Source organism: Alkalihalobacillus sp. AL-G, from assembly GCF_030643805.1.
Taxonomy (GTDB): Bacteria; Bacillota; Bacilli; order Bacillales; family Fictibacillaceae; genus Pseudalkalibacillus.
Genome location: NZ_CP094656.1, coordinates 2,716,307 through 2,732,139, shown reverse-complemented (window position 1 = coordinate 2,732,139; position 15,833 = coordinate 2,716,307). Strand labels below are relative to the sequence as shown.

Here is a 15,833-nt window from a genome sequence, read left to right as displayed (position 1 = left end):
CTATGCCTTCCGTAGCGTTTCATACATTAGGTTGTAAGGTTAATCACTATGAGACAGAAGCAATCTGGCAGCTGTTTCAAAGTGAGGGCTATGACCGAACGAATTTTGAAAAACGTGCAGATGTATACGTGATCAATACGTGTACCGTGACGAACACTGGAGATAAGAAAAGCCGGCAGGTAATTCGTCGTGCGATTCGGAAAAACCCTGATGCTGTTATTTGTGTTACCGGCTGTTACGCCCAAACATCTCCTGCTGAAATCATGGCAATCCCTGGGGTCGATGTCGTAGTCGGAACACAGGACCGGGTTAAGATGCTTAAGTATATCGAGCAATATAAACAGGAACGCCAGCCGATCAATGGTGTTGGGAACATCATGAAAGCACGTGTGTACGAAGAACTAGACGTACCAGCTTTCACAGATCGGACCCGTGCATCCTTAAAGATCCAAGAAGGCTGCAACAATTTCTGTACGTTCTGTATCATTCCATGGGCGAGAGGACTGCTCCGTTCAAGAAAGCCTGAACACGTTATTGAACAAGCTCAGCAGCTCGTTGATGCTGGATATCAGGAAATCGTCCTTACTGGTATTCATACAGCAGGGTACGGCGAAGATATGAAAGACTATAACTTTGCTCAACTATTATCCGATCTTGATGAAAAAGTGAAAGGTCTTAAACGTTTGAGGATTTCATCTATTGAAGCAAGTCAAGTGACCGATGATGTTATTGATGTACTCAAACGTTCAGATAAGGTTGTCCGTCATCTTCATATTCCGCTCCAATCCGGATCGAATTCTGTGCTCAAACGAATGAGACGTAAATACAGCATGGAAATGTTTGCTGACAGAATCAACCGTCTGAAGGAGGCACTTCCAGGTTTGGCGATAACCTCCGATGTCATCGTCGGCTTTCCGGGAGAAACAGAAGAAGAATTCATGGAGACCTATAATTTTATAAAGGAACACCAATTTTCAGAGCTTCATGTTTTTCCTTTTAGTAAGCGAACTGGAACCCCTGCAGCAAAAATGGAGGATCAGGTTCCAGAGGATATTAAAAATGAGCGTGTACACCGTCTAATCGAACTTTCCAATCAGCTCGCTAAGGAATATGCCACCAAGTTTGAAGGTGAGGTTCTTGAAATCATTCCAGAGGAGTTGGATAAGGAAGCACATGAAAGTGGAATGTACATCGGTTATACCGACAATTATTTAAAGGTCCGGATTCCTGCAACCGAAGATATGGTTGGCAAGCTTGTCCGTGTAAAGATTGTCAAGGCGGGATACCCTTTTAACGAAGGACAATTCGTCCGTGTTTTAGAAACCGATCACACTTCAGCTTCCGCCTGAAATAGGACAGCGAGCTTTTATTAAATCACTTTAGTTGAAAACAATGAGGAGATGTTTTTGAAATGAATATCGCACAAATGATTGACCACACCGCATTGAAACCAGCAACGACAAAAGAAGAAATTGTAAAACTGTGTGAAGAAGCGAAAGAGTATACATTTGCTTCTGTTTGCGTGAATCCAACTTGGGTAGCGACATCTTTTGAACTATTAAAGGATACACAAGTTAAAGTTTGTACCGTTATCGGTTTCCCGTTAGGAGCATCAACTCCTGAAACGAAGGCATTCGAAACGAAAAATGCAATTGACAATGGAGCGACTGAGGTTGATATGGTAATCAATATCGGTGCACTCAAAAGCAAGGATTATCATCTTGTGGAAGAGGACATCCGTGCTGTTGTTGAAGCTGCTAAAGGAAAAGCATTAACTAAAGTAATCATTGAAACGTGCCTATTAACCGAGGAGGAGAAGAAACAAGCTTGTGAGCTTTCTGTAAAAGCAGGGGCAGACTTTGTTAAGACGTCTACAGGATTTTCAACTGGTGGAGCTACTGTAGAGGACATTGCTCTGATGCGTAAAGTTGTTGGCCCTGAAATCGGAGTGAAAGCAAGCGGTGCAGTGCGTGACCGTGAAACAGCTATTGCAATGATTGAAGCAGGTGCAACAAGAATCGGTGCAAGTTCAGGTATTGCAATCGTAAATGACGAAACATCAGATTCAGATTATTGATCATAACAAATTTGAATATTAATTAATGTTTAAAGTGCCGGTTCCTTACTTTCAGGTAAAAGGGACCGGCACTTTATCGCTTTAATTTAATAACAAAAAGTGACGTTCATTTTTTCTCAAGCGACTTTCCGTCCATGGATCTTCGTAATGAACGAGGCTAATATACCCGCACACGGCAATAACAACAGTGATGATATTACATTGAATATTACGCTGGCATGTGCAATTTGGACATCTGGTAAATACGTTAATACGTTTATTAGTTCACTGAAAAGATTCAGAAATGGCAAGAAAAACGCGACACCGAACAGATTCACCCAAATGTGTGCCATTGCAACAAACTTGGCTTCTCGAATTGTACCGATTGACGCAAGAAGTGCCGTTACACACGTTCCGATATTTGCACCAAGCAAAATTGTAATTCCGGATGAAAGGGATAGGATATTTTCATTCATTAAAGCCATGATAATTGCCGTAGTAGCTGTACTTGATTGTATTATTGCTGTCATTGCCGTGCCAAGGCCTAACCCGTAAAAAATATGATTGTTCGTCATCTGAAGAAAGTGCTGGATCCAGCTTAAACTCGTAATCGGATTTGCCAGGGATTCAAATCCGTTCATTGCTAAAAACATGCAGCCCAATCCGAAGACTGCACAACCAGTACAAAAAAATGCTCTGCCTTTTATGAAAATACAAAGCGCACCAACAAGAACAAACGGAAGAATGAGCTGATCCAAATCAAATGATATAATTTCTGTTGTAATCGTCGTCCCGATATTCGTTCCTAAAATGATTCCGATGGATTGACGAAATGACATTAAATTTGCAGCGACGAGTCCTACAAGAATGACCATTACAGCAGAGCTGCTTTGAACGATGGCTGTAATCAAAATACCGAGGAGAAATCCTTTCCATGGTGTATTGGTATACTTTAGAAGCATTTTTTTAAATGTGTGTTGCGATGCTGTATTCAATCCTAGCCGCATGACAGTCATCCCAAACAGAAAGATCATGAGATAGACGCCAAATAATGAAACGATTTCTGTCATCCGATTATCACCACCTCATTTCATTTTATGGACGAGTTCGTAAGTGCATGACCAAATAATGCATGGATTATTACCAAATAAAGTTGACTAGAAAAAAGGGCATATATTATAATGTTATAAGATATGGTTTTTCGCTCCTTTTCTATTTTTTTGAAGGAGCTTGGAGGGAGGGAAATAAATGTCTATTAGAACAAGTGTTCGCAAGAACGAATCTATAGAAGATGCACTTCGTCGCTTTAAGCGTAACGTTTCTAAAGAAGGAACAATGGCTGAGGTACGTAAGCGTAAGCACTACGAAAAGCCCAGCGTCAAGCGTAAGAAGAAGTCTGAAGCAGCTCGTAAGCGTAAGTTCTAAGAGAGGGTGTTCAATTTGAGTCTTCTTGACCGTTTGAATCAAGATATGAAGCAAGCGATGAAAAACAGAGAGAAACAAAAACTGACGGTCATTCGCATGGTTAAGGCCTCTCTTCAAAACGAGTCGATCAAGTTAGGACACGAATTGAACGAGGAAGAGGAATTGACAGTTCTTTCACGTGAAGTTAAACAACGTAAAGACTCCCTCCAGGAATTCGAAAAGGCAGGTCGTGATGACCTAGTCGCAAACTTACATCAAGAGCTTGAAGTACTCAATGAGTATCTTCCAAAACAGTTATCCGATGAAGAGGTTGAAAAGCTTGTAAAAGCAACAGTTGAACAAGTTGGAGCCACCTCTAAACAGGATATGGGGAAAGTCATGGGAGCCATCATGCCCAAAGTAAAAGGGAAAGCGGATGGCGGACTCGTGAATCGATTAGTTCAAAAGCACTTATCGTAATACATTAAAGTAAGGTTGGCTCGATGCAGTCAACCTTATTTTTTATGTATAAATTACATATTATGAAACCAAAGGGGTCATAAATACGTAGATAGGGTAGGAAAGAAAGGGGGACTTGGGGGTATGGGTCGAAAAATCAACAAGGTAAAGCTGTTACTGTTCATCACATTGTTTATCTTCCCGGCATTTCTTCTGCAATTTCAATCTTCCTATGCAGAAAGCGATAAAGCGGTAGTTTATGTTGCACCGGTTCACGATGTCGTTGAGAGAGGATTAGAGGGCTTTTTGAAACGGGCTGTGAACACCGCTGAGAAAAATCATGCGGATTTCCTTGTTTTAGAGCTGGATACACCGGGAGGTAGGGTCGACGCCGCAGGCAATATTGCTGAAATTTTAAGAGAATCAGATGTTCCTGTCATTGCGTTTGTGACAAAGCAAGCTTTTTCTGCAGGTGCTTATATTGCCTTGAATGCGGATCAAATTGTCATGCAACCTTCAACCACGATGGGTTCTGCTGCAGTGATCGATTCAGCGGGAAATGCTGCTGGCAAAAAGGCACAGTCAGCATGGCTTGCCGAGATGACGGCATCGGCTAAGTTGAATGAACGTGACCCAATCTATGCAAAGGCGATGGCCGATGAGGATGTCGTCCTTGAGGATCTAGGTGTCGAAAAAGGAGAACTACTTACGTTAACCGCTGAGCAGGCATTAGAAGTTGGGTACGCTGAAAAAATCGTAGCGGACCGTGATGAACTACTGAAATATTTAGGAATACCTGATGCACAGGTTAATGACATTGAGGAAAGTTTAGCTGAGAAAATAGCGGGATTCGTTACTCATCCGGTTGTTGTACCTATATTGCTTTCAATCGGGAGTATCGGGCTTGTTCTTGAACTTTATACGCCTGGTTTTGGAATTCCTGGAGCACTGGGTCTCGGTTCGTTGCTATTATTCTTTTTCGGACATATGATTGCGGGTCTTGCGGGCTGGGAGTCCTTAATATTATTCGCGGTAGGTGTCATCTTAATCGTAGTTGAGATATTTGCTCCTGGAGGTATACTTGGTATTGTAGGAGTTGTAGCCATTATGACTGGGATCATTTTAGCTGGTGGTTCTTTAACCAATATCTTGTTATCAATCTTGATCGCATTAGTAGCAACGGTTATTGTTTCAGTATTATTTTTAAAGCATTTTGGTTATAATGGCCCATTAAGGAAAGTGATCTTATTTGATACAACGTCTAAGGACCTGGGCTACATTTCTAATGAAACAAGAATGGAGCTGATTGGAGCAACAGGTACTACCCTTACACCGTTACGTCCATCAGGGACTGCAGTGATCGACGATGAACGGTATGACGTTGTAACGGAAGGTGGATACATATCCGCAAACAAAACCATTAAAATAATTAAAACAGAAGGTTCTCGTATTGTAGTAAGAGAATTAAAAGAGTAGAAGAGGATGCTCAAAAGGACTTCAAGCTCCTTTTTGAACAACGATTAAAAAAATATAGGGGGTATTTACTTATGGATCCAGGTTTATTATCTTTAATTCTAATTATAGGTGCAGTGTTGATTGCACTTATCGTACTATTTACATTTGTGCCCGTTGCACTTTGGATTTCAGCTCTAGCAGCAGGTGTCAGAATAAGTATTTTCACATTGATCGGAATGCGTTTGAGACGTGTAATTCCATCAAGAGTGGTAAATCCATTAATCAAAGCGGTGAAAGCCGGTCTTGACCTTAGTATTAATCAGCTTGAAAGCCATTACCTTGCAGGTGGTAATGTTGATAGAGTCGTCAATGCATTAATCGCTGCACATCGAGCAAATATTGAATTAAGCTTTGAGCGTTCTGCAGCGATCGATCTTGCTGGACGTGATGTTTTAGAAGCCGTACAAATGAGTGTGAATCCGAAAGTAATTGAAACGCCGTTTATTGCGGGTGTGGCGATGGACGGGATTGAAGTTAAAGCGAAAGCTCGTATTACAGTTCGGGCAAACATTGAACGTCTTGTCGGTGGTGCCGGTGAAGATACGGTAATCGCTCGAGTTGGTGAAGGAATCGTCAGTACGATCGGTTCTTCAGGCAACCATAAAAAAGTGTTGGAAAACCCGGACTTGATTTCACAAACCGTATTAACAAAAGGACTGGATGCCGGAACTGCCTTTGAAATCCTCTCCATCGATATCGCCGATGTTGATATCGGTAAAAACATTGGAGCAGAATTACAGACCGAACAGGCTGAGGCGGATAAGAAAATCGCTCAAGCAAAGGCGGAAGAACGTCGTGCAATGGCCGTAGCACAAGAGCAAGAAATGAAGGCTCGTGTTGAAGAAATGAGAGCAAAAGTGGTTGAAGCAGAGGCTGAAGTTCCGTTGGCAATGGCAGAAGCTCTCCGGTCAGGAAATATCGGTGTCATGGATTACATGAACTACCATAATATAAAAGCGGATACTGATATGAGAGGATCGATTGGAAAAGCTAGTAACCCTGACGAAGACGATAATTCTTCTGGTGGAGGAGGCACATACTAGTGCTTGAAGCAATTTTTGATCTAGTGATGAGCAATCTCTTTTTCGCTATATTGATTCTTGGGGGCTTATTTCAGTTTTTCAAGCGGCAGCTTGATAGAGCTAAAGAGAAACAAGATCCTCAAAAGCCTAAGCCAAAAAGACAAGTCATGATGGAGGCAGAAAAGGTTGAGGTTGATAAGGAAAAGGATTCTTTCAATCGCACAGATCGAAAAATGAACATGGATCGGAACCGACAGAATTCTTTTGAGGCGAAACGTTCCGAGTTCGAATCGGAGGACACGAATAAGCGAGTACGAAAACCTAATGTGAAGAGGACACAAAAAGCGCGTGGTAAGCTGGTCCCTGATCCTGATCGGGTTGCTCAAGGGGTCATATGGTCGGAAGTACTCGGCCCCCCACGTTCAAAAAAACCACATTCCACATTGACTCGTGTGCATCAAAAAAATATAAATTAGTAAAAAGGAAGGTCCACTCGGATCTTCCTTTTTTATTATGCGGTTTATTCCAAGCATTTACTATCCAACTGGAACTTCTAGCTTCTCGTCGTCGCTTGTGCCTGAATGAGAACAGGTGGAACAAAATTGACGAAACTTCACACTTTCGTAAGATGACAATGTTTAGAGTGATAGTTTTAGCCTTTTGTTCATAAAAATGAGTTGAGAGGGGGTTCGACCATGGCGAGATTGAAACATAAATTAAAAAGATGGATGACCCGTTCCTTAGAGTTACCTGCGGACGTCGTCATGGACTTACCAAGAATAACAATGATCGGCCATTTACACATTTACATCGAAAATCATCGGGGTGTGTTGCAATTTTCCAATGAAGAACTCCGCTTACGACTTCAACAAGGAGAACTACTCATAAAGGGAAATGAATTTGTTTTAAAAACGATTCTTCCAGAAGAAATATTATTAGAGGGTAAAATCTTGGATGTTCAGTATATAGATATTTAATTAGGGTGTTTAAGCTTCTATTAGTGTTTCATTGACTATTCAAACTCGAAAATAAACAGGTTTAGGGGAGGAGCCATGAAGAAAAATTGGACAAAGTATCTCTACGGAACAGTTATTATCCTGGTTGAAGGAAAGCATGCTGAACGGTTTTTGAATTATTGTCTTCATAACGGCATCCAGCTGTGGGACATTAAGCGAAAAAAAGATAATGAACTGGAATTGAACATGTTTTTAGAGGATGCATTACGGATCAAAACAGGCCTGAGAAAGAGTGGGTGTACATTTAAAGTTTTAAAGAAGAAAGGAATCCCTTTTTTACTGAAACAAATTATTTCCAGAAGTGGATTTGTATTAGGGATCGGCTTATTTTTAGTCATCGTATTTCTATTATCCAACATGGTCTGGAACATACAAATTACTGGTGCACAACCGAAAACAGAGCATCATTTACGTAAAATCATCGATGAACTGGGTATTGAAAAAGGAAAGCTGTTGTTCATGTTACCTGATGTCCGCTCTGTTCAGCATCTTGTCACTGAAAAAATGGACGAGGTCACTTGGGTAGGCGTAACGTTAGAGGGGACAACATTTCATTTCCGTGTCGTTGAAAAAGAATTACCGGAGGAAGTTGAGACGCTCAGTCCACAAAATCTTGTCGCTAAGAAAGAAGCAGTCATTACGAAAATGTATGTAGAAAAAGGACAGCCCAAGGTAGAGGTCAATCAGACAGTAAATGAAGGAGACTTATTAGTTTCAGGGTATATTGGAAAGGATAAGAATACGAAAACCGTAGCTGCAAAAGGTAAAGTGTACGGTGAGGTTTGGTATGTAACCGATACGACGGTGTCGCTGACCTCGAAATATAACACGTACACCGGTGAGAGGACTACAAAGCACTATGTCTCCCTTTTCGGATGGAGGATTCCAATATGGGGGTTTGATTCTATTGAATATAAATTATACGAACCATTAATTGAGACAAAAACATTTCGATTTCTCAAATGGGAACTACCTGTTTATTATATTCAAAAAGACATACTAGAAGCAGAAAAAGTAACAAGAAGCTACTCAGAAGCAGATGCGGTTTCAATTGCAAAGGAAATGGCTAAAGAAGATCTCGAAAATAAATTGGATGACGATGCTGAAATCAAAAGCGGAAAAATTTTGCACCACACTTTAGACAATGGTAAAGTAAACGTATCCATGCACTTTACAGTAATTGAAAACATTGCAACAGAACAACCGATAGTTGGAGGAGATTGAGCCATATTGTCCGAGCGCTTAAACATAAAAACTTTACAAATTGAAAATCCGTCAGAAGGAATGACGTTATTTGGCCCCAATGATTCACATTTAAAAAGTATTGAACAAACACTTGGGGTAGAAATTGTCACTCGCGGTGGAGGGGTAGCTGTCTCTGGAGATGAGGAAACCGCCCAGCTTGTGGAGGAAGTTTTGAATTCTCTTTTGACTCTGGTGCGAAAAGGGGCGACACTTTCAGAACGTGATGTAATCTATGCGATTCAGCTTGCACAGCAAGGGCTCCTTGACGAGCTTGATCAATTATATGAGGAAGAAATAACGACAAACGTAAAAGGAAAGCCGATTCGAGCTAAAACACTCGGCCAACGTTACTACATAAATGCGATCAAAAAAAATGATCTTGTCTTTGGAATAGGACCTGCGGGTACAGGGAAGACGTATTTAGCGGTAGTGATGGCAGTGAAAGCAATGAAGGAAGGTTCAATCAAGAAGATCATTCTTACGCGTCCTGCAGTCGAGGCAGGGGAAAGTCTTGGTTTTTTACCAGGTGACCTTAAAGAAAAAGTCGATCCTTATTTACGTCCTCTTTATGATGCTCTCCATGACCTGCTAGGTGTTGAACATACAGAACGGCTGATCGATCGTGGAACAATCGAAATTGCTCCGCTCGCATATATGCGTGGTCGAACGCTGGATGAAGCATTTGTGTTATTAGATGAGGCTCAAAATACGACACCCGAACAAATGAAAATGTTTCTTACCCGGTTAGGCTTTGGTTCAAAAATGATCATAACAGGTGACATTACACAAGTGGACCTTCCTAAAGGAAAGGAATCCGGACTTCAGATTGCCCAGAAAATCCTGAGTGATATTAAAGGAATTCGACTTGTATTTATGGAACAATCAGATGTTGTGCGTCATCCGCTCGTCCAAAAAATCATAAATGCATATGAACAACAAAATAATAAATGAATGGAATATGAGAAGGGGTTTGACTTGGTAACTTGTCATCCCCCTTATTTTTACACGTAAGGAAAACATAACTTTTCAACTAGCGTGCAAATCGACGTCGTAGAAAAGTTTAAGTCCCTAGTACAAGTGCAACTAAGGCTCAGCCTGCGCTAAGGCTGGGCTTTGCCAAGTTTTCTTTATTTTCTTTTTTTTCCGTTACTGGATGTCCCTTTTCTTGTAAATACGTGCTAAAATAAGGAACAAAGCTTTACTCGAGAGGGTGGTCGTATGTCCCTTACCTATTGGCAAATGTTAAAAAAGAAATGGAATGCAATAGAGAACAGTAAAATCAGCAGATTTTTACTATATATCTGTCTTGCTGTCGCAATGATAGCTACAATGCTCAGTAACGTCATACCAAATCAACTTGATGTTCAGTTATATACATTTGCAGAAGAAGACATCCAATCACCAATCGAAATCGTCAATGAAAAAGAAACAAAGGAAAAAAAGGTAAAAGCTGCAGAAGCAATCGAAGATGAGTACCGGGTAAATGATAATAAAGCTTTAAATCAGATCATTACCGTTGAAGATATGTTTGCAACAATCGAGGAACTCCAAGCAGAAGAAGAAAAACACTCTCAAACAGAAACGGAAACTAATTTAGAAACAACAGAAAGTGATGACCCGACGACTGAAAACATAGAAAAAACACCTTCCAAAACGATAGATGAAAAAATTGTTTTTGTCCGTAAGTCCATTCCTGATTTCATCGATAATGAAATCAGTGACCAGACAATCCAGACTCTCATAGAGGCTACCGAATCAGAGCGCTCTTTCTCGATGGAGGTTGCGATGTCGGCAATCAAAAATGTGATGAGTCAGCATATTAAAGTCAGTCAAATCGAGGAAAAAAAGAAAGAAGTAGAACCTTTAATTACTTCATCAAGTCTGCCGGCCGATTTAAAAATCGCTCTTATCGACCTTTCGAGCAGTGCGATTACATCCAACTACATTTTTGATGCAGAAGCAACAAAAAAGCTTCAAGAAGAAGCAGCGAATAATGTTGAGCCAGTTTATATAAGAGAAGGACAAATCATCGTAAAGAAAGGGCAATTCATCAATAAAGACGTCCTCTATCAATTGGAGTTGGTAGGTCTTCTGGATGATGACTTTTCCCCCTATCCTTATTTAGGGCTCGGATCGCTCGTTCTGCTTATGACGGCGTTTTTGATTTATTTTCTTAGAGAACTGAACGGTGAAGAAGACCGAGAAAATACTGATCTGATCATTTATGTGTTATTGTTTTCACTCACTCTCGTTTTGATGAAAATTACAAGCTTATTAGGCGGCTATTATCCCGGAATTATGTTTATCGTTCCCGTAGCTCTTGGGACAATGATGATAAAAATGTTGATTAATGAACAAACAGCGATTATTTCAAGTATCGTCTTCGCTATTTGTGGAAGTTTATTATTTAATGAGAGTACAACCAGCCCGTTTAATTTCACATTTGGTACTTACATTCTTGTCAGCTCTTTAGCTGGGGTTGTCTTTCTAGGAAAAAGAAATGTAAAAGGGAAAATTTTAAAGACGGGAATTTCGGTAGCACTTGTAAACGCAATTATTGTCTTTGCCATCCTTGCTTTAAGCAATGGACAATACAATCTTTGGAATGTTAGCTCACAGGTTGCCTTCGCGATGTTATCTGGCTTTTTGGCAGCAGTCTTGACACTTGGGCTTTTGCCATTTTTTGAAGCCGGGTTTGGCATTCTAACCTCGATGAAGCTGATTGAACTATCTAATCCGAACCATCCACTGCTTCGCAAACTATTGATGGAAACACCAGGTACCTACCATCATAGCGTGGTTGTCGCCAACTTATCTGAGGCTGGCTGTGAGGCAGTTGGTGCAAATGGCTTGTTGGCTCGTGTCGGTTCTTACTATCACGATCTCGGAAAAACGAAACGCCCACACTTTTTTATTGAGAATCAAATGAATATGGAGAATCCTCATGATAAAATTTCACCGCAGCTAAGCAAAACGATCATCATCGCACATCCGTACGATGGAGCTGAAATGCTGAAGGAATATCACTTACCGAAGGAAATCATTGAGATTGCGGAGCAACATCATGGGACAACGCTTTTAAAGTATTTTTATCATCGGGCATTGCAGCAATCGGATAAAAACATCGAAGAGTCCGATTTTCGTTATCCGGGACCGAAAGCACAGACGCGGGAGTCTGCGATCGTTGGTATTGCTGATGCAGTAGAAGCAGCGGTACGATCAATGTCAAAACCAACCCCTGTCAAAATTGAATCACTCGTTCGAAAAATTATTGCAGAACGCCTTAAGGATGGACAGTTCAATGAATGTTCCATTACGTTAATGGAGCTAGAAACAGTTGCGAAAACAATTTGCGAAACTTTGCAAGGGATGTTCCATCAAAGGATAGAGTACCCGGAAGAAATCCAGAAAAAGAAAGTGAGCCAGGCATGATGCTAATAATTGATCTATTTGATGAAACTGAACAACTCGATAAGCAAATCCAAGATAACATCAAGTCCCTTCTTCAGCATGCTGCAGAAGAGGAGCAAATAGGACAAGATGCTGAATTAACCGTAACATTTGTAAACAATGAAAAAATCCAACAGGTGAATGCTGAATACCGTGGAATCGACCAACCTACAGACGTAATCTCATTTGCACTGGAAGATCAGGTTGAAGGAGAGGTGCAAGTTATTGGTGCACCTACTCAACGGATTCTAGGAGATATTATTTTATCTGTTGAGAAGGCCAAGGAACAAGCAGGCGATTATGGACATTCATTTATGAGAGAGCTTGGTTTCCTTGTCGTTCACGGGTTCCTTCACTTGCTCGGCTACGATCATACGGAAGAGGATGAAGAGAAAGAAATGTTCAAAAGGCAGGAAGCGATTTTGGGGTCCTTTGGATTGACTCGGTCATGATTAGGCAAGTCGCCGACAGCTTTAAATGTGCAATAGAAGGTGTAAAAGAGGGATGGAATAAGGAGCGTAATTTTCGGATCCATTGTGTATTTGCCGTCGCTACAATATTTTTAGCATTTATCTTGCAAATTTCTATTGTTAAATGGGTACTTCTATTGATTACAATTGGGATTGTCATGAGTTTGGAGCTGTTGAATTCAGGACTCGAGAGAGCTGTGGACCTGGTTACGAATGATTACCATCCAATTGCGAAGCAAGCGAAAGATTTCGCGGCCGCATCTGTTTTTATTTTCAGTCTTATTGCTGTTATAATAGGAATCCTTCTATTTGCTGAACCTATAATTAAATTCGTTTCATGAGGTGAAAAATTTGGATAAAGAACATTTAATAAAAGAAGCAATCGAAGCTCGGAACTTTGCCTACGTTCCGTATTCAAAGTTTCAGGTCGGTGCCGCATTGTTAACCGATGATGATAAAGTCTATCGTGGTGCAAATATTGAAAACGCTGCGTACAGCCTTTGTAACTGTGCAGAGCGGACTGCTTTATTTAAAGCCTACTCTGAAGGGGACAAAGCCTTCAAGGCATTAGCCGTCGTTGCGGATACGAAGCGGCCGGTACCTCCATGTGGGGCATGCCGTCAGGTGATTTCGGAGCTTTGTCCGTCTTCGATGCCTGTCATATTAACGAATCTTAATGGAGATATTTATGAGCTCACCGTAAATGAACTATTACCAGGAGCTTTTTCACCGGAGGATCTCAATGAGTGAGACAAAATTTAAATCTGGCTTCGTTTCAATAATTGGACGCCCTAATGTTGGGAAATCAACGCTTCTCAACCAGGTACTCGGACAAAAGATTGCAATTATGAGTGATAAGCCTCAAACAACGCGAAATAAAATTCATGGTGTATACACGACGGATGACTCCCAAATTGTTTTTATCGATACACCTGGCATACATAAACCTAAGCATAAGCTTGGAGATTTTATGACGAAGGTTGCCCAGAATACGTTGAATGAAGTCGACCTCATCTTGTTTTTAATCAATGCTGAAGAAGGCTATGGTCGTGGCGATCAGTTCATTATCGAACGACTTGAAAAAATTGATCAGCCGATCTTCCTCATCATCAATAAAATCGATAAAGTTCACCCTGAGGAATTACTTCCACTGATTGAACAATACCGTGAAAAGTTGGATTTTACCGAGGTTATTCCGATTTCAGCTTTAAATGGGAACAATGTTTCGACGATGATGGAGCAAATTACAAAATACTTAGAGGAAGGTCCCAAATATTATCCTGAGGACCAAGTGACAGATCACCCTGAACGGTTTATTGTTGCCGAGTTGATCCGCGAAAAGGTGTTGCATTTGACACGTGAGGAAGTTCCTCACTCTGTTGCGGTAGTAATTGATCAAATGGTACCACGTGAGGATGGAAACCTCGTGGACATCACAGCTACGATCGTTGTCGAGAGACCTTCACAAAAAGGGATTATCATCGGGAAGCAAGGGAAGATGTTGAAAGAGGTCGGGTCCCGAGCAAGAATGGACATGGAGCATTTGCTCGGTTCAAAGGTGTTCCTCGAATTATGGGTCAAGGTCCAGAAAGACTGGCGGAACCGTCCGTTTAATTTGAGGGACTTCGGCTTCAGTGAAGAGGATTATTAAAAGAGGAAGTTCAAAAAGTCCGGTAAAAATAGCTGTTGAATTTCTTCGTTACTCGGTCTCACCGGTCCTCACGTATTAATCACATACGTTCTGGTCCTCGAGACTGTCGTGCCTCGGGCTCACAGGATGTGAGTCAGTTCAACGTTGTTACAGGACGTAACGTACTTAGTTGAACTTCAGAAATTCGGCTCTTTTGATCCTCCTTTTTGAACAAATTATTTAAAGAGGAAGTTCAAGAGGTCAGGTAATATATGAACGTGAATTGTCAAAAATTCCATAACATGAAAATAGCAAACAAAGCCAACCTATTATAATAAGGATTGCTTATAATTTCTTCGAAAGGTGGAGATTTTCCATGAGGGACTTTACCTGGAAACTGTTTTGTGTAACAGGGAACATTGATACGTACCTAATATTAAAAGAATTAGAAGATGAAACTGAAGTATCGAACGACCTGTTGGAAGGCGAAGAAAGGAATGGCGATTTTGTAGAAACTGAGCTTTGATTTGCATCCCACATCATACTGGTGGTGATGGCGTTGTTGATTAAATCGGAAGCAATCGTAATTCGCACCTCGGATTACGGTGAATCGAACAAAGTATTGACAGTCTATACAAGAGATTTTGGAAAACTGGGTGTTATGGCAAGAGGGGCGAAAAAAACGAAAAGTCGCCTCTCTTCTGTTGCTCAGCTTTTTACGCATGCCCACTTGTTAATCCAAAAGGGAAGTGGCCTGGGTAGTTTAAATCAAGGAGAAATAATCAACACATACCGTGCGATCAAACAAGACTTGTTTAAAACAGCTTATGCGGCTTACATTGTAGAGCTTTTAGATAAATCAACAGAAGAAAACAAATCATCCCCAGCATTATTCCAGTTTTTGAATTTGTCTTTAACCTATTTGGATGAAGGGATTGACCCGGATGTGATAAGGGCGATTTTCGAAATGAAGATGCTTCGGATTAGCGGAGTAGGTCCAAGTGTTGATCGTTGTGCAAATTGTGGTCGGCAGGAAGGTGCTTTTTCTTTTTCAATTGCTGAAGGAGGTTTTTTATGTGAGCAGTGTCGTCAGGTTGACCCCAATGCTCTAAGCCTAGCCCCTCAAACAGCCCGACTCCTTTACCTTTTTTACCACATTGACCTTGCGAGGCTTGGTAATGTTTCAGTAAAGGAAGAAACGAAAAAGACAATTAAATTGATCTTATCAACGTATATGGATGAGTATACAGGAATTCGGTTGAAATCAAAACGGTTTTTAGATCAACTCCACTCGCTCGAATAGTTGCCGATACCGGGTTTAGATTTGACAATCCGTTCAAAAAGAATTATGATACTGACAATAAAAAGTGTGGTCATAAGTATATCGATCACTTTTGTTCAACCAATTAAATTAATGAAAACATGAAGATGGAAAAGAGTACTTGCATTCTCATAAAGTAGCGACCCTGGGGTGGTGGAAGCCGGGGTATGATGGGCAGGGAACGGCATTCCGAATCAATCTTCATTAATAAAGCGGGGATTAACTTACTAATGAATGTTAATTCC

Annotated in this window: 18 protein-coding genes; 17 read left to right on the top strand and 1 reads right to left on the bottom strand. The window is 40.9% G+C overall.

Features of this window, described 5'->3' with window-relative positions; genetic code table 11:
- Positions 1-2: 2 nt before the first annotated feature.
- Complete coding sequence (mtaB, locus tag MOJ78_RS14030) at positions 3-1,349, top strand: tRNA (N(6)-L-threonylcarbamoyladenosine(37)-C(2))-methylthiotransferase MtaB (protein WP_304977961.1); 1,347 nt, start codon at positions 3-5, stop codon at positions 1,347-1,349.
- Between the two features lie 62 nt (positions 1,350-1,411).
- Positions 1,412-2,077, top strand: a complete 666-nt coding sequence (deoC, locus tag MOJ78_RS14025) for a deoxyribose-phosphate aldolase (RefSeq protein ID WP_304977960.1) — start codon at positions 1,412-1,414, stop codon at positions 2,075-2,077.
- Between the two features lie 116 nt (positions 2,078-2,193).
- On the opposite strand, the gene MOJ78_RS14020 is transcribed toward deoC, so the two are convergent.
- Positions 2,194-3,126 (bottom strand): Na/Pi symporter, encoded by a 933-nt coding sequence (locus tag MOJ78_RS14020; protein ID WP_304977959.1) that lies wholly within the window; start codon positions 3,124-3,126, stop codon positions 2,194-2,196.
- Positions 3,127-3,304: 178 nt separating this feature from the next.
- Here MOJ78_RS14020 and rpsU point away from each other — a divergent pair, with 178 nt between their 5' ends.
- The 15 genes from rpsU (at position 3,305) to recO (ending at position 15,570) form a co-directional block, all read left to right on the top strand.
- Entirely contained in the window at positions 3,305-3,481 is a 177-nt protein-coding gene (gene rpsU, locus MOJ78_RS14015; RefSeq protein ID WP_304977958.1) for a 30S ribosomal protein S21, read from the top strand.
- Positions 3,482-3,496: 15 nt separating this feature from the next.
- Entirely contained in the window at positions 3,497-3,940 is a 444-nt protein-coding gene (locus MOJ78_RS14010) for a GatB/YqeY domain-containing protein (protein ID WP_304977957.1), read from the top strand.
- A 123-nt stretch (positions 3,941-4,063) separates the two neighbouring features.
- On the top strand, positions 4,064-5,395 hold the full coding sequence (locus MOJ78_RS14005) for an NfeD family protein (RefSeq protein ID WP_304977956.1): 1,332 nt from the start codon (positions 4,064-4,066) through the stop codon (positions 5,393-5,395).
- Positions 5,396-5,466: 71 nt separating this feature from the next.
- On the top strand, positions 5,467-6,477 hold the full coding sequence (gene floA, locus MOJ78_RS14000) for a flotillin-like protein FloA (RefSeq protein ID WP_304977955.1): 1,011 nt from the start codon (positions 5,467-5,469) through the stop codon (positions 6,475-6,477).
- Positions 6,477-6,932 (top strand): YqfB family membrane protein, encoded by a 456-nt coding sequence (locus tag MOJ78_RS13995; protein ID WP_304977954.1) that lies wholly within the window; start codon positions 6,477-6,479, stop codon positions 6,930-6,932. Before floA ends, MOJ78_RS13995 begins: the two co-directional genes overlap by 1 nt.
- Before the next feature lie 219 nt (positions 6,933-7,151).
- Positions 7,152-7,433: a sporulation protein YqfC gene (yqfC, locus tag MOJ78_RS13990; RefSeq protein ID WP_304977953.1), complete on the top strand. Its 282-nt coding sequence runs from the start codon at positions 7,152-7,154 to the stop codon at positions 7,431-7,433.
- Positions 7,434-7,508: 75 nt separating this feature from the next.
- Entirely contained in the window at positions 7,509-8,696 is a 1,188-nt protein-coding gene (yqfD, locus tag MOJ78_RS13985) for a sporulation protein YqfD (protein ID WP_304977952.1), read from the top strand.
- 6 nt (positions 8,697-8,702) lie between these two features.
- On the top strand, positions 8,703-9,668 hold the full coding sequence (locus tag MOJ78_RS13980; protein ID WP_370529722.1) for a PhoH family protein: 966 nt from the start codon (positions 8,703-8,705) through the stop codon (positions 9,666-9,668).
- A 267-nt stretch (positions 9,669-9,935) separates the two neighbouring features.
- Complete coding sequence (locus MOJ78_RS13975; protein WP_304977951.1) at positions 9,936-12,149, top strand: HD family phosphohydrolase; 2,214 nt, start codon at positions 9,936-9,938, stop codon at positions 12,147-12,149.
- Positions 12,146-12,619: an rRNA maturation RNase YbeY gene (gene ybeY, locus MOJ78_RS13970; protein ID WP_304977950.1), complete on the top strand. Its 474-nt coding sequence runs from the start codon at positions 12,146-12,148 to the stop codon at positions 12,617-12,619. Before MOJ78_RS13975 ends, ybeY begins: the two co-directional genes overlap by 4 nt.
- Positions 12,616-12,978, top strand: coding sequence for a diacylglycerol kinase family protein (locus tag MOJ78_RS13965; RefSeq protein WP_304977949.1), 363 nt, complete (start codon positions 12,616-12,618; stop codon positions 12,976-12,978). Before ybeY ends, MOJ78_RS13965 begins: the two co-directional genes overlap by 4 nt.
- A gap of 10 nt (positions 12,979-12,988) precedes the next feature.
- The gene (locus tag MOJ78_RS13960; protein WP_304977948.1) at positions 12,989-13,387 is read left to right on the top strand and encodes a cytidine deaminase; all 399 of its coding nucleotides are present in this window, start codon (positions 12,989-12,991) and stop codon (positions 13,385-13,387) included.
- Entirely contained in the window at positions 13,380-14,288 is a 909-nt protein-coding gene (era, locus tag MOJ78_RS13955) for a GTPase Era (RefSeq protein ID WP_304977947.1), read from the top strand. The genes MOJ78_RS13960 and era overlap by 8 nt, the downstream gene beginning before the upstream one ends.
- A gap of 355 nt (positions 14,289-14,643) precedes the next feature.
- On the top strand, positions 14,644-14,793 hold the full coding sequence (locus MOJ78_RS13950) for a YqzL family protein (RefSeq protein ID WP_304977946.1): 150 nt from the start codon (positions 14,644-14,646) through the stop codon (positions 14,791-14,793).
- Between the two features lie 33 nt (positions 14,794-14,826).
- Positions 14,827-15,570 (top strand): DNA repair protein RecO, encoded by a 744-nt coding sequence (gene recO, locus MOJ78_RS13945; RefSeq protein ID WP_304977945.1) that lies wholly within the window; start codon positions 14,827-14,829, stop codon positions 15,568-15,570.
- Positions 15,571-15,833 lie beyond the last annotated feature (263 nt).